Origin of the sequence: Micromonospora sp. WMMD1082, assembly GCF_029626175.1 — a bacterium.
Taxonomy (GTDB): Bacteria; Actinomycetota; Actinomycetes; order Mycobacteriales; family Micromonosporaceae; genus Micromonospora.
Map to the genome: position 1 here is coordinate 5,124,070 of NZ_JARUBM010000002.1, position 14,576 is coordinate 5,138,645.

The 14,576-nt window shown below is 74.1% G+C and carries 9 protein-coding genes; 3 read left to right on the forward strand and 6 right to left on the reverse strand.

The genetic code is table 11. From position 1 onward, the window contains the following. Positions 1-29 precede the first annotated feature (29 nt). Together O7615_RS23610 and O7615_RS23615 are read right to left on the reverse strand one after the other, a co-directional pair. Positions 30-1,268, reverse strand: a complete 1,239-nt coding sequence (locus O7615_RS23610) for an MFS transporter (RefSeq protein WP_278179972.1) — start codon at positions 1,266-1,268, stop codon at positions 30-32. 122 nt (positions 1,269-1,390) lie between these two features. Continuing rightward, entirely contained in the window at positions 1,391-2,884 is a 1,494-nt protein-coding gene (locus O7615_RS23615) for a GH1 family beta-glucosidase (protein ID WP_278179973.1), read from the reverse strand. A gap of 965 nt (positions 2,885-3,849) precedes the next feature. On the opposite strand from O7615_RS23615, the gene O7615_RS23620 reads away from it, so the two are divergent. Continuing rightward, positions 3,850-6,753: a glycoside hydrolase family 48 protein gene (locus O7615_RS23620; RefSeq protein WP_278179974.1), complete on the forward strand. Its 2,904-nt coding sequence runs from the start codon at positions 3,850-3,852 to the stop codon at positions 6,751-6,753. 275 nt (positions 6,754-7,028) lie between these two features. Here O7615_RS23620 and O7615_RS23625 read toward each other — a convergent pair whose 3' ends face one another. Then, complete coding sequence (locus O7615_RS23625) at positions 7,029-7,766, reverse strand: DUF3159 domain-containing protein (RefSeq protein ID WP_278179975.1); 738 nt, start codon at positions 7,764-7,766, stop codon at positions 7,029-7,031. 83 nt (positions 7,767-7,849) lie between these two features. On the opposite strand from O7615_RS23625, the gene O7615_RS23630 reads away from it, so the two are divergent. After that, complete coding sequence (locus O7615_RS23630) at positions 7,850-8,737, forward strand: phosphatase PAP2 family protein (protein WP_278179976.1); 888 nt, start codon at positions 7,850-7,852, stop codon at positions 8,735-8,737. A 3-nt stretch (positions 8,738-8,740) separates the two neighbouring features. Further along, positions 8,741-9,457, forward strand: a complete 717-nt coding sequence (locus tag O7615_RS23635; RefSeq protein ID WP_278179977.1) for a maleylpyruvate isomerase N-terminal domain-containing protein — start codon at positions 8,741-8,743, stop codon at positions 9,455-9,457. Between the two features lie 337 nt (positions 9,458-9,794). Here O7615_RS23635 and O7615_RS23640 read toward each other — a convergent pair whose 3' ends face one another. From O7615_RS23640 to O7615_RS23650, 3 genes are read right to left on the reverse strand one after another with little or no spacing between them, the layout of a single operon-like run. Continuing rightward, positions 9,795-12,296, reverse strand: coding sequence for a transglutaminaseTgpA domain-containing protein (locus tag O7615_RS23640; protein ID WP_278182210.1), 2,502 nt, complete (start codon positions 12,294-12,296; stop codon positions 9,795-9,797). A gap of 41 nt (positions 12,297-12,337) precedes the next feature. Continuing rightward, positions 12,338-13,543, reverse strand: a complete 1,206-nt coding sequence (locus O7615_RS23645; protein ID WP_278179978.1) for a DUF58 domain-containing protein — start codon at positions 13,541-13,543, stop codon at positions 12,338-12,340. Positions 13,544-13,558: 15 nt separating this feature from the next. Further along, the gene (locus O7615_RS23650) at positions 13,559-14,554 is read right to left on the reverse strand and encodes a MoxR family ATPase (RefSeq protein WP_278179979.1); all 996 of its coding nucleotides are present in this window, start codon (positions 14,552-14,554) and stop codon (positions 13,559-13,561) included. Between the last annotated feature and the right edge of the window lie 22 nt (positions 14,555-14,576).

The window sequence follows — 14,576 nt, forward strand, 5'->3', positions numbered from 1 at the left end:
CGCCGCCCGCCAACCGGCGGCGTAACCGGTCAGCGCAGGCCGAGGGCGCCGGGTGCGGCGGGCCGGGAGGCGAGCCACCAGGCGATGGTGGCGGCGACGGCGACGACCCCGCTGAACACGAACGGTGCCTCGATGCCGGCCCGGGCGGCCAGCGCACCGCCGGCCAGCGCGCCCAGCGCGGTGCAGCCGTAGGTGACCAGGCGGGAGGCGGCGACGACCCGGCCGAGCAGTCCACCCGGCACGAGCCGCTGCCGTACGGAGAGCGCGGCGACGTTGAGCACGGCGAACGCCGCGCTGGTGGTGACCACCACGACCACCGCGGCGGCGCGGTCGGCGGCGACGGCCAACAGCAGGGGCACGCCGGCGGTGACCGCCATCGACCAGGTGAGCACGGTGCGGTGCCGGAACCGGGCGATCAGCCGGTCGGCGGTGAACGAGCCGACCAGGCCGCCGGCCGCGCCGGTGGCCAGGAGCAGACCGAAGCCGACCGCGCCGAGGCCGAGGGCGTCGCGGGCGTAGAGCACGAAGATCGCGAACCAGGCGGTGTCGGCGGCGGCCACGGCGGCGGTGACCAGCACCAGCGTGCGCAGCATCGGCTGGCGCAGCAGCCAGCGCAGGCCGGCCAGGATGCCGTCGCGTCCGGCGGTCGACGGGTCGCCGCCGCCGGTGGCGGCGGTGGCCCGGTGGGCCAGGGTCAGCGGCAGGGAGAGCACGAGCATCACGGCCAGCGCCAGGGCGGCGCCGTTGACGGCGAACGGGATGGCGGCGCCGAGCACGAACAGCAGGGCGCCCACCGGCGGGCCGGCGAACTCGTTGCCGACGATCTCACCGGCGACGAGCCGGCCGTTGGCCTTCTCCAACTGGGCGTCGGGGACGAGCCGGGGTACGGCGGTCTGCGCGGCCGTGTCACGGATGGTCTCGCCGACGCCGAGCAGGAACGCGGCGGCGACGACCAGGGCGATGCTCGCCCAGCCCAGGACGACGGCGGTGGCGAGGATGCCCAGCACGACGACCCGGCCGGTGTCGGCGGCGGTCAGCAGCGTACGCGCGCCCTGGCGGTCGGCGAGGGCGCCGGCGAGCAGACCGGAGACGAGCCAGGGCAGGAACTGGGCGGCGGCGACGGCGGCGACCGCCAGCGGGTCGTCGGTGAGCGTGGCGGCGAGCAGCGGGAACGCGGCCACCCGGATCCCGTCACCCAGGTTGGCCAGTGCGGCGGCGCTCCAGAAGGTCCAGAACGGCCGGCCCAATGATGCATCGCGACGACTCATGCCGGAGACTCTAGATGCCATGGTGGGTGTCGGTGTCCGCCCACCGGCTGGCCGCGTCCGTGGGAGAACCCCCTGCTGACGCCTGGCGTCTTGGCTTGCAGCAGGGGGCCCTTCCGCACACCTCAGAGGGCGTTGTCGGCGATGACCTGGCGGTACCAGTGGGCGCTGCGCTTGAACACCCGGCGTTGGGTGGGGTAGTCGACGTAGATCAGGCCCCAGCGCTGGTCGTAGCCCTCGGCCCACTCGAAGTTGTCGAGCAGGGACCAGACGTGGAAGCTCTCCAGCGGCACCCCGTCGGTGACGGCGCGGTGGGCGGCGGCGAGGTGGTCGCGCAGGAAGCTGACCCGGCCGGCGTCGTCGACGGTGCCGTCGGCGGCGAGGACGTCGGGGGTGGGCAGGCCGTTCTCGGTGACGGTGAGCGGGATGGGCCCGTAGTCGCGGGTGACCCGGGTCAGGATGTCGTACATCCCGTCCGGGTAGATCTGCTGCCACTCCGCCTCGGAGGTGGGCCAGCGGCGTTCGGTGCCGCCGGCACTGGTGACGTAGATCGGAGTGTAGTACTGCACCGCGAGCAGGTCGACGGGGGAAGAAATGATCTCCAGGTCGCCGTCGCGGATGCCGCGCACCATCCGGCTGTCCGGCCCGAGGTCGGCCAGCACGTCGGCCGGGTAGCTGCCCTTGAGCGCGGAGTCGAGGTAGAGGCGGTTCTCGTAGCCGTCGTAGAGGCGGGCGGCCTCGGCGGCGGGGGAGGAGCCGTCGACGGGGGAGTCGTCGGCGGGGTAGCAGGGGTGCAGGTTGAAGGCCGGGCCGATACGACCGGTGCCGCCGGTGGCGCGCAGGGCGCGTACGGCGAGGCCGTGCGCGAGCTGCAGGTGGTGGGCGACCAGGTAGGCGGCGTCCGGATCCCGATGGCCGGGGGCGTGGTGGCCGAAGAGGTAGCCGTTCTGCACCACGGTCTTGGGTTCGTTGATGGTCAGCCAGACCGGTACCCGTTCGCCCAGGGCGGCGAAGACGATGTCGGCGTAGTCGGCGAAACGGTAGGCGACGTCGCGGGACTCCCAGCCGCCGGCGTCCTGGAGGGCCTGCGGAAGATCCCAGTGGAACAGCGTCGCCATCGGTGCGATGCCCCGCTCGTGCAGGCCGTCGACGAGGCGGCGGTAGAAGTCGAGGCCGCGCTGGTTGGCGGCGCCGGTGCCGTCGGGCTGGATGCGCGGCCAGGAGATGGAGAACCGGTAGCTGCGCAGCCCCAGGTCGCGCATCAGATCGAGGTCGTCGGCGTAGCGATGGTAGTGGTCCGCGGCGACGTCGCCGGTGTCGCCGTTGCGAATGCGCCCCGGCGTGTGGCTGAAGGTGTCCCAGATCGACTCGCCGCGGCCGTCCTCCTTGGCGGCACCTTCGATCTGGTACGCGGAGGTCGCCGCGCCCCAGCCGAAGTCGGGCGGGAAGTGCAGCCGCGTGGCCGCGCTCGGTGCCGTGGCGGTGTGATCCTCGGCGTCGCCGGGCTCGCAGCCGCCGAGGCCGGTGGCGGCGGTGCCGAGGACGGCGCCGGCCGGGGTGGCGGCGGTGGCCGAGAGGGCGGCGTGGCGCAGCAGGTGCCGCCTGGTGAGTATCGACATGGGTTCTCCTCGTGGATGGGTATGACCGCCTGAGCCCGGGAGCGCTCCCAACATAGAGTAGAGGGTCGGCGGTCCCCGCCGGGCCCGGGTTGTCGCGGGGGTGGGCGGACGGCCGCGGCGGCGGTGACGTGAAGGGGGGACGTGCGCTGACCGGTCGGGCGTCGGGGGTGCGGCGGGACCGGGTGCGCCGAGTTCCGCGGGCGGACCGGCGGTGCGCGCCCGGGCGGTCGGCGGGGCGTCGCGGATGGCGGTCGGCGGGCGGGTCGACTGCCGTGCGGGGCGCGCGGGTGATGCGCGTCTGACCCGTCGGCCTCTTTTCCCATCGTGAACGGGGGTTTAGTGTGGGGACGGGGGAGGGCAACCCCCGTCCCCACCATGTTGCGGTACACGCACATGCGGATTGGCGTCCCAGTAGTGCGTGTCGCGCGGGAGCCGGGCCACGCGAGTGGCTTGAGGATCCACCTCCCTCCACTTAGGTGGGGCGACGGCTGACGGCGGTGTCCGGGCTGGCCCGCCGTCGGCCTGCGGTCTGTGAACCCCGGTGCCGTGGGCACGACTCCGGGTGATCTTCTGGGTGGAACTCTGTCGATGGAAGCGCTCCCATCAACGTTGCTGCGACTGTAACGCCCGTCACGGCTTTGTGAAAGCCCCAAAACGAGATCGAAACAACCCAGTGTTTCCGGAAGTCCCGTCTCTGGTGCTGGGAGCGCTTCCATGGCACACTGTCGATCGACCGCGCGGAGCCAAGGTTTGCGTGAGCCGCGGGTCGCCGAGGGCTTCCGGCGCGTCCGGTACGGCGTCCTGCCAGCAGCGGAGCAGCAGTCGTCCACACCGTGCCCCGCCGCGCCGGCCCGCTGTGCGGGCCGCAGAGACCACCATCCACTGGCGCCTCGGCGGACCTGTCGTTCGAGGCGGCATCGCCGGGGCGGCACCGCCACCGGCCTGCTCCGAGGAGACACGCGCAGATGAGAAATCTGGCTAGACGTCGGCGCCTGGCGTGGCTCGCCGCCGCGGCGCTGGCGATCGGCGGGGTGACCGTACCCGCTGCCGCCGCGCAGGCCGCTCCGGCCTGCGACGTGGTCTATCAGACCAACGACTGGAGCACCGGCTTCACCGCCAACATCACCATCAGAAACCTCGGCGACCCGATCAACGGCTGGACGTTACGGTTCGCCTTCCCCGGCAATCAGCGGGTAAGCCAGGGCTGGTCCGCCCGGTGGAGCCAGAGCGGCAACGAGGTGACCGCCGTCAACGAGTCGTACAACGGCAACCTCGCCACCGGAGCCAGCACCTCCATCGGCTTCAACGGCTCCTACACCGGCAGCAACCCGCAGCCGACGTCGTTCTCGGTCAACGGGGTCACCTGTGGCGGTGCGGCACAGCAGCCGCCGACGGTGAGCCTGTCGGTGCCCGCCGGCCCGTTCGTGGCACCGGCCACCGTGCCGCTGACCGCCACCGCCAGCGACGCGGACGGCACCATCTCCCGGGTCGAGTTCTACCGCAACGGCCTGCTGGTCAACACCGACACCACGGCACCGTACGCGTACACCCTGGAGAACCTGCCGGCCGGTGACTACACCGTGCAGGCCCGGGCGTACGACGACGCCGAACTCAGCGCGGTCGACGAGAAGTCGTTCACCGTCACCGCCGCCACCTCGCCGGCCCTGGTGGCCACCCCCACCGCGCTGAGCGTGCCCGAGGGCGGCAGCTCCACCTTCACCCTCACGCTGAACCGGGCACCCACCTCGAACGTCGCGGTGACCGTCGCCCGCACCGGTGACACCGACATCAGCGTCACGCCGACCTCGCTGACGTTGACCCCGTCCACCTGGAACACCGGGGCCACCGTGACCGTCCGGGCGGCCGAGGACGCCGACACGGTGGGCGGCACCGCCACCATCACCGCCTCGGCGACCGGCCACACGCCGGCGACCGTCACCGTCACCGAGATCGACAACGACGTGCCCGGTGGTGGCGACGGCGAGTACGTGGAGCGGTTCCTCACCCAGTACGGAAAGATCAAGAACTCGGGCTACTTCAGCCCCGAGGGCGTGCCGTACCACTCCATCGAGACGCTCATCGTCGAGGCGCCCGACCACGGCCACGAGACCACCTCCGAGGCGTTCAGCTTCTGGCTGTGGCTGGAGGCCTACTACGGCCGGGTGACCCAGAACTGGACGCCGTTCAACAACGCCTGGACGGTGATGGAGAGGTACATCATCCCCTCCACGGCCGACCAGCCCACCGCCGGTGCCTCGGGCGACGCGCAGTACGCCGCCGAGCACGACCTGCCCAGCCAGTACCCGTCACAGCTGGAACCGTCGGTCCCGGTCGGGCAGGACCCGCTGCGCAACGAGCTGCAGTCCACCTACGGCACCGGTTCCATCTACGGCATGCACTGGCTGCTGGACGTGGACAACGTCTACGGCTACGGCCGCTGCGGCGACGGCACCACCCGCCCGGCATACATCAACACCTTCCAGCGGGGCACCCAGGAGTCGGTGTGGGAGACCGTGCCGCAGCCCTCCTGCGACACCTTCCGCCACGGCGGCCCGAACGGCTACCTGGACCTGTTCATCCGCGAGTCGGACGCGCCGGCACGGCAGTGGAAGTACACCAACGCCCCGGACGCCGACGCCCGGGCCGTGCAGGCCGCGTACTGGGCCCTGACCTGGGCCAAGGAGCAGAACAAGGCGGCCGACGTGGCGGCCACCGTGACCAAGGCCGCCAGGATGGGCGACTACCTGCGCTACGCCCTGTTCGACAAGTACTTCAAGCGGATCGGCAACTGCGTCGGGGCCAGCGCCTGCCCGGCGGGCAGCGGCCGGGAGTCGGCGCACTACCTGCTCTCCTGGTACTACGCCTGGGGTGGCGCGTACGAGACCAGCCAGAACTGGTCGTGGCGGATCGGTTCCAGCCACAGCCATTTCGGCTACCAGAACCCGTTCGCGGCCTGGGCGTTGACCAACGTCGCCGAACTGCGGCCGCGGTCGTCGAGCGCGGCGGCGGACTGGACCAACAGCTTCAACCGGCAGCTGGAGTTCTACACCTGGCTCCAGTCGGCCGAGGGCGGCATCGCCGGTGGCGCGACCAACAGCTGGGGCGGGCACTACGGCCAGCCGCCGGCCGGTACGGCCACCTTCTACGGCATGTTCTACGACGAGGACCCGGTCTACAACGACCCGCCGTCGAACCAGTGGTTCGGCATGCAGGCCTGGTCGATGCAGCGCATCGCCGAGCTGTACCTGGTCTCCGGCAACGCCCAGGCCAAGGCGCTGCTGGACCGGTGGGTGCCGTGGGCGATCGCCCACACCACGCTGGGCGCGGACTGGGCCATCCCGTCCGAGCTGAGCTGGAGCGGGCAGCCCAACAACTGGAACGCGAACAACCCGCAGCCGAACACCAACCTGCACGTCGAGGTGACGGGTACCGGCCAGGACGTCGGCGTCGCCGCCGCCTACGCCCGCACCCTCATCGCGTACGCGGCGCGCTCGGGCGACACCGCGGCGAAGAACACCGCCAAGGGGCTGCTGGACGCGCTGCACGCGGCCAGTGACGCCCAGGGCGTGTCGACGGTGGAGACGCGGGGCGACTACGAGCGCTTCGACGACGTCTACAACGCCACCACCGGGCAGGGCCTGTACATCCCGCCGGGTTGGAGCGGCCGGATGCCCAACGGCGACCAGATCGCCCCCGGCAAGAGCTTCGTCGACATCCGGTCGTTCTACAAGTCCGACCCGGCGTGGCCGAAGGTCCAGGCGTACCTCGACGGTGGGCCGGCGCCCGAGTTCCGTTACCACCGCTTCTGGGCCCAGGCGGACGTCGCCATGGCCTACGCCGACTACGGGACGTTGTTCCCCGACGGCTGAACGAACTCCTCCGGGTGGGCGGTGACCCACCCGGAGGCTCCGGCCGGGCCTCGGGGGTAGAGGCAGGACCGGCCGGACGGCCTGACACCCACGGTCAGGCCGGGGTGGGTCGGCCCTCTGGCCGACGCAGCGGAGCGGTCGGCCCACCCCACCGCCCCCTTAGGGCACGGCGCGCACATCGCGAAAAAAAGTGGCCGCCCTGGGATCACAACCCGGCCCGGGACGGAGTAACGTACATCACCGGAGAGGCCGCTCCCCCCGTGGCGGCCTCTCCCTTATTTTTCCCGTTCCTGGCGCTCCGGCTCCCGCGCCGGCGCGGCGTCGTCCACCGCCGTCGCCGCCGGATCGCCGCCCGGCGTGACCGGGTGCCGCAGCCCCGGATGATCGGCCGGCAACGACCGGCGCACCACCGCCCAGCTGACCGCCAACGCCGCCGCCACCAGCGGCCAGGTCAGCCCCACCCGGGCCGCGGTCAACGCGAGCACCTGCCCGCCGAGATACAACGGCAGGAACACCGCCACCCGCAGCACGTAGGTCGCCGTCCACACCCAGCTGCCCCGCCCGTACGCCCGCAGCAGCGCCGGATCGCGTCGCCAGCGCCCGCGTTGCCCGAGCGCCGTGCCGACGACCACCCCGAGCAGCGGCCAACGCACCACGATGCTGACCGCCCACGCCAGGGCGCTGGCGGTGTTGGCCAGCAACTGCACGAGGAAGAAGTCCGCGGCGCGTCCCGTACGCGCCACGACGAGCGCGGCCACGCAGACCGCGAGCAACCCGAGCAGCACCGACCGGGGCCGGTCACCCCGGCGCAACCGCCACCCGGCCACCACCGCCCCGGTGGCCAGGGCCGCGACCACCCCGACGGCGACCGACTGGCCGGCCAGCAGCCAGCCCGCCGTGAACGCGACGGGCGGCAGGGTGGCGTCGACGGCTCCCCGGCGCCCGCCGAGCAGATCGGCCAGTGACTCGGGCCGCCCGACCGTCGCGGCGTCCCGTTCCGACGTACCGGTCACGGCACCTCCTTTGCCTGCGGCCCAACCTATCCCCACGCGACCGGCGGGCCACCGGCCGGCCGACGGGCGCGTGCCGCTAAGTTGTGCGGGTGCGCGTGACGCCCAGGGGTGGGACTGCGGTCTGGTTGGTCGTGCTGGCCCTGGTCCAGACGGCGGCCTTCATCGTCGTCTGGCGATTTGCCCTACACGTCGAGACCGGGCAGTGGATCGACACGGTGGCGCTCACCGGCAACCGGATCGGCCGCGACCACATCGAGGATCCGGTCGACCGGATCCTCAACGCCATGTCCGTGGTGTCGCTGCTGGCGGTCACCGGGCTGATCGGGTTCATCGCGCTGATCCGGGGCCGGATCGCCCTGGCCATCGCCGCCACGCTGCTGATCGCCGGCGCCAACGTCACCACCCAACTGCTCAAGTACGGCCTGACCCGTCCCGACCTCGGCATCGACCTGGAGCGGGCGTACGTCGGCAACAGCCTGCCCAGCGGGCACACCACCGTCGCCGCGTCGGTGGCCGTGGCCCTGGTGCTCGTGCTGCCGCCGAAGGCGCGGCCCGTGGCCGCCGTGATCGGTGCCGGCTACGCCGCGACCGCTGGCGTGGCCACCCTGTCCGCGGGCTGGCACCGGCCCAGCGACGCGGTGGCCGCCTTCCTCGTGGTGGGGATCTGGGCGGCGCTGGCCGGCCTGCTGCTGCTGGTCGCCCAGCGCGAACGGGCGAAGGTCGCACCGGGGGACGCGCACCGCCGCACGGTGCTGCTGCTGGGCGTGGGCGGCCTGCTGGCGATCGCCGGCTGCGTGCTGGCGCTGTCCTGGCTGGTGGAGCTGCGAGCCACCCCACCGGCGGAGCTGACCCGCCGGCCGCTGTTCGTCGGCTACGCGGGCAGCGCCGCCGGCATCGCCGGCTCCATGGGGGTGGTGATGGCGCTCGTGCTCACCGCCGTGCACCGGCTCGTGCCCCGCTATCAGGGCTGAGCGGTGCACACGGTGCGAGCGGCGTTCCGGGCCGAGTGCGGCCGGCTCGGCGACGTGCTTCGCACCCTCGACCGGGCGGACCTCGACCGCCCGACCCGCTGCGCGCCGTGGACGGTGGCCGAGCTGCTGGCCCACGTGCACACCGGCGCCGCACGGCTGGCGGACATGCTGGCCGCCCCGGCACTCACCCCGGCACGCGTCGATGCCACCGGCTACTTCGGTGCGGCGAAGTTCACCCCGGAGGTCGACGCCGCCCGGATCGAGGCAGCGCAGGTCGAGCCCGGCCGCAGTCGGGCGGTGCAGGTCGGGACCGGCCGCGCTGGAGCGTCGCTGAGCCGGCCCGGCTCGGTGCTGGCGGTGGACTTCGACCGGGTCTGGCGAGCCACCCTCGCCGCGGTTGACGCGCACCCGCCCGACCGGGTGGTACGCACCCGACACGGCGACGCGATGACGGCGACGGAGTTCCTGCGTACCCGCGTGGTCGAGGTGGGCGTGCACGGCCTGGACCTGGCCGCGGCGCTGGACCGGCCGCCGTGGCTGACCACCGCCGCCGGCCGGGTGATCGCCGCGCTGCTCACCGGCGGCCGGGCGCTGCCCCCGGAACTGGGCTGGGACCGGTTGACCCTGATCGCCAAGGCCACCGGCCGCGCTGCCCGCAGCCCCGCCGAGCAGGTCGCCCTGGACGCCGCCGGCATCCGGCTGCTCTCCTTCGGCCGGTGACCGACCGGCCGGTGCGTGCCGCTGCCGGGACGCCCCGATGGATGACGTGTGGCGAGTGCCCTGTCGAGCTGAACCGTCTGGGCTATCGCGGTGCGGTCAGGCAAGCGCGGCATCTCGCGCGCCTGGCGGTGACCGCGCCCGGCGTCGAAGTCTGGTACGGCAGCGCCGACCGGCTGCAGGTCGACGTGGGCGTAGCGGATCCAGTGCCCTTCGGCGGTGCGGGACGTGTTTGGGTGCGTTTCTTGTCGCCCGGGCGACAAGAAACGCACCCAATCGAGGGAGGTCGTACCGGTGGCCGAGCACGGACAGCCGGGGCGGCCGGCGGCATCGGCCACCCTCAACGTGGCCAGCGCAGCGGGCCGGGGTGCACCGACCACAGGATCCGCCGCCACCGTGACCGGGCGGCGCGCAGCGCGCCGGTGTAGACGGTGGCCGCGTCGGCGGCGGTGTCGGCCTGGGCGTCGGTGACACCGCCGGGGGCGAATCCGACCTGGTTCACCAGCCGGGCCACCTCGTCGACCGCGCGGTACGCCGCCAGCGCCGGTTCACCGCCGGTGCCGTCCCGTCCGGCGGTGACGGTGACGTCACCGGCACCCGGACCGGCCACCGCGGCGGTGCCGTCCCGTCCGGCGATGCCGTCCCGTCCGGCGATGCCGTCCCGTCCGGCGATGCCGTCCCGTCCGGCGGTGCCGTCCCGCACGGCAATGCCGTCCCGCCCGGCAATGGCGTCCCGCCCGGCAATGGCGTCCTGCCCGGCGGTGCCGGCACCGCCGGCACCAGCGGCGTCCGGCCGGGGCGGCGGCCGTCCGGTGGTACGGCCGGCAGCCGGAACCAGGGCGGCGGCCAGGGCGTGCCGGGCCTGCTCGGCGACCTCGGTGGCGGACAGGTCGACGGCGACCGGCTGGCCGGCCAGGCGCAACGCGTCGGTCAGCTCCCGCCAGGCGCCGGCGATGCGGTGGCGGGGGTCGCCCCGGTACAGCCGGTTGCGGGTCTGCGCCCGGCGCAACCCGGCGAGGGCGGCCAGCGATGCCACGACCACGAGCACCAGCCCACCACCGGTGCCGGCGGCGAGCACCGGTGTCGACACGCCACCGCCGTCGGCGGGGCCGGTGGGGGCGGCCTGCGGTGGCGGCGAGGCGGTCGGTTCCAGGGTGGGCTCCGGCTGCTCCGACGGGGGCGGGTCCTCCGGCTGGGGGCGGAAGTCCGCCTCCACCGGCCGGGGCTCGTCGTCCGGCCGGGGCAGCGGGTCGAACGGTACCCAGCCCAGCCCGTCGAAGAGCACCTCCGGCCAGGCGTACGCGTCGGCGGCCCGCACCGGGCCCGACCCGGGGGCGGCGAACCCGACCACCACCCGGGTCGGCAGCCCGGTCAGCCGTCCCAGCACGGCGAACGACGCGGCGAACTGTTCGGAGGTGCCCCGCTGCCCGCCGCCGCCCACCGGCCCGAACAGGAAGAACGCCAGGTTCGGGTAGGCGTGGCCGCTGGGCGCGTCGGCGACCAGCCGGTAGTGCTCGGCGAGCCACTGCTCGATCGCCGCGGCCCGGGCGTACGGGGCGCCGTTCTCCTCGGCCAACTGGGCGGCCAGCCGGCGCAGCGGCTCGGGTGTGCCGTCGGCGACGTGCAGCACCCGGGCCACCTCGTCGCCGGCCGGGGTGTTCGCGGTGGCCAGCAGGTTGACGTCCGGGCGTTCCCGGGCCGAGGTCACCGTGTACCGCAGGCCGGGGGCGAGCCCGTCGGGGCGGATCAACGTGCCGGTGCCCGGGTCGTAGGCGACCCGGGCACCACTGACCTCGCGCGGGGTGGGCACGGCGGGCAGCAGCCGGCCGCTGAGTTCACCCACCGTGATCTCCTGCCGGACCGTCTCCACGGTGGCGTGCGGAGCGGCGGCCGCGGCCGGCAGGATCCGGCCGGCGTTGCGGTAGGTGGCGCCGACCCGCCAGGTGATCCCGTCGTAGTCGCTGAGCACGGCCAGCCGGATCCGCACCGCCGCCGGGCCCGCCGCTGCCGGGTCTGCCGTCGTCGGGTCCGCCGGGCCGGAGCTGTCGGGCCGGTCGGTGGTCACCTGGAACAGCTGCTGGTCCGGGTTGAGCGCCCACCCGGAGATCCGGATCAGCGGGTTCTCGTCCAGCGTCTCGACCTGCGGGGGCTCCACGTAGCGCCGGGGATCCGCCGGCCGGGTGTCCACCAGGGCGGCCACCGCGGGGCCGACCAGCGCCGCCAGGCCCACCACCACCGCCGTACCGGCGGCCGACGCCACGCCCCGCCGCAGGCGCACCCCGGCCCGCACCGCCGGGGCGAGCCCGTCGACCGCATCGCCGCCCGGGGCCCGTGCCGACGCCGCCAACCCGAGGGCGGCCACCGCCACCAGCGCCACCGTCGGCCCGATCGCCGGCTCCGCGTTCGGCCCGACCACGTACAGCGCGCCGACGTAGAGCAGCACCGGCGGCAGGTAGCCGAGCAGCACCCGCCCGGCGCGCAGCGCCACCTCCGCGCCGGCCAGCCCCGCCAGCCAGGCGGCGACCACCGGCAACAGGACCGTGTCCGGGGTCGGCTCCACCGGGATCATGGCGGTCAGTAGCCGGGGGATGGCGTTGCGGGCGGCGTCGCCGGCCACCTCGGCGAACCCGCCCGGCAACCGCGCGGTGTCGGCGGCCAGCCGCAGGCACCACGCCGTCCAGCCGACCATGGCCAGCACCGACACCGGGGCGACCAGCCACGACGGCAGCCGTCGGGTCGCCACGCTGACCAGCACCGACCCGACCGCCGCGCCGGCCACCAGCGCCGTCAGCAGCGACCCCGCGTACACCCGGCCGAGCGCCACGCCGGCCAGCGTGACCATCGCGACCAGCACCGCCGGCACCGGCGCCGCGCGCAGCAGCCTCACCACCGGCGCACCCCGTCCCACTCGGCGGCGAACGCCGCCCCGTCGGCGGCGTCGACCACGACCAGGCCCGCCGCGCCCGGCGGCGTCGGCTCGGCCGCCCCGAACACCCCGACCACCACCGAGGGGTACGCGCCGCGCAGCGCGCCGATGTGCCCCAGATCGTCGCGCCCACCCGGCCCGGTGAGCACGACCAGGGTGTCGCCGAGCCGGTCGCGGCGCAGCCGCGCCACCGCGGCCGCCATGGTGCCCTCGCCGGTCAGCGACACCGCCGCCAGCCGGTCCAGCGGCCCGACACCGACCGCCCCGGCGGCACCGTCCTGCCCGCCGCGACGGTCCTGCCCGCCGGGATCGTGCTGCGCGCCGGGATCGTGCTGCGCGGCGACGAAGAGCAGCACCACCGGCAGATCCTCCCGCACCGCCGCAGTGACCACCGACGCCGCCGCCTCACACGCCGACTCGAACGACTCGGCCACCCCGTCGACCCGGCCGGGATGCGCGGCGGCCCGGTTGTCCAGCAGCACCACGATCCGGGGCAGGCTGGTGTCCACGTTCTCCCGCACCATCAGCTCACCGACGCGCGCGCTGGTGCGCCAGTGCACCCGGCGCAGTTCGTCGCCGACGACGTACTCCCGCAGCGAGTCGAAGGTGATCGAGCCGTGCGGCACCGCGTCGACCCGCCCGTCGAGGCTGCGACCCGCGCCGGTGGGCACCGCGTTCAACGGGTGGATCCGTGGGTGCACCCAGACCGGCACGCCGTCGCCGTAGGAGCGGGCCAGCACCACCAGACCGAGCGGATCCCGGCGAGTCATCCGCAGCGGCCCGACCGGCACCACCCCCCGCCGGCTCGTCGGCACGTCGTAGCTGACCGTCGTGTCCGCGCCGGGGCGCAGCCGCAGCACCGGCACCGGCACCACCCGGTCACCACAACGGTCGGTGGCCAGCAGGCTCGCCGCCGGCAGCCGCCCCGCGTTGCGTACGGTCAACGTCATCGTCGCCGGCTCGCCCCGGGCCACCCGGTCCGGGTCGGCCTGCCGGTGCACCAGCAGCCGGGGCCGCCGGGCCGCGATCACCACGGCCACCGAGAGGGCCCCACCGGCCGCCGCGCCGAGCAGCGCCAACTCCGGGTACGCGAAGCGGAAGCCGGCGCCGAGCAGCAGCACGGCGACGGTGAGCAGGCCGATGCCCCGGGCGGTGATCCCCACGCCGTGCCTCGCCGGTCAGAGCTGCGCCGGGGCCGGCTGCCCCGACGGCAGCGGCACCGGCACCGAGGCGACGGCCTGACGCAGCACGTCCGCGGCGGTGACCCCGCGCACCTGGGCGTCGGGGGTGAGCAGCAGCCGATGGGCGAAGACCGGTTCGGTGAGGATCTTCAGATCCTCCGGCATGATCCAGCCCCGCCCGTCGATCAGCGCGTACGCGCAGGCCGCCCGGGTCAACGCGATCACCCCGCGCGGGCTGACGCCGACGCGGACCTGCGGATGGGTGCGGGTGGCCGCGGCCAGCCGCACCGCGTACGCGTAGAGCGGCTCGGCGATGTGCACCCGGCGCGCCATCCGGACCATCTCGCCGACGGTGGCGGTGTCGGTGACCGCCGTGAGCGCCTCGGGGGAGCGCACCGTCGCCCCGCGCAACACCTCCACCTCCACCGACTCGTCCGGATAGCCCACCGACAACTTCACCAGGAACCGGTCCAGCTGCGCCTCCGGCAGCCGGTAGGTGCCGTCCATCTCCACCGGGTTCTGCGTGGCCACCACCAGGAACGGCTGCGGCACCGGATGCCGTACCCCGTCCACGGTGACCGTCCGCTCCTCCATCACCTCCAGCAGCGCCGACTGCGTCTTCGGTGACGCCCGGTTGATCTCGTCGGCGATGACGATGTTGGCGAACACCGGACCGGGGTGGAACTCGAAGCCCCGGGTGGCCTGGTTGAAGATGGTCACCCCGGACACGTCGGAGGGCAGCAGGTCCGGGGTGAACTGGATCCGCCGCCACTGCCCCTTCACCGTCGCCGCGATCGCCCGCGCCAGGGTCGTCTTGCCCACCCCGGGCACGTCCTCCAGCAGCACGTGCCCCTGGGCGAACAACGCGGTCAACGCCAGGCGGACCACCTGCGGTTTGCCGAGCACCACCGTGTTGACGTTCTCGGCCAGCCGGGCGGCCAGGGCGGCGAAGCCCTGCACCTCCTGCTGGGTGAGCGGTTCCTGGCTGTTCACGGTGGTGCTCCTCGGCCGGGGT

What these genes read in the sequence shown, in the direction of transcription:
- O7615_RS23610 (WP_278179972.1), bottom strand. Translation starts at nt 1,268, where the DNA reads ATGAGTCGTCGCGATGCATCATTGGGCCGGCCGTTCTGGACCTTCTGG.
- O7615_RS23615 (WP_278179973.1), bottom strand. Translation starts at nt 2,884, where the DNA reads ATGTCGATACTCACCAGGCGGCACCTGCTGCGCCACGCCGCCCTCTCG.
- O7615_RS23620 (WP_278179974.1), top strand. Translation starts at nt 3,850, where the DNA reads ATGAGAAATCTGGCTAGACGTCGGCGCCTGGCGTGGCTCGCCGCCGCG.
- O7615_RS23640 (WP_278182210.1), bottom strand. Translation starts at nt 12,296, where the DNA reads ATGGTCACGCTGGCCGGCGTGGCGCTCGGCCGGGTGTACGCGGGGTCG.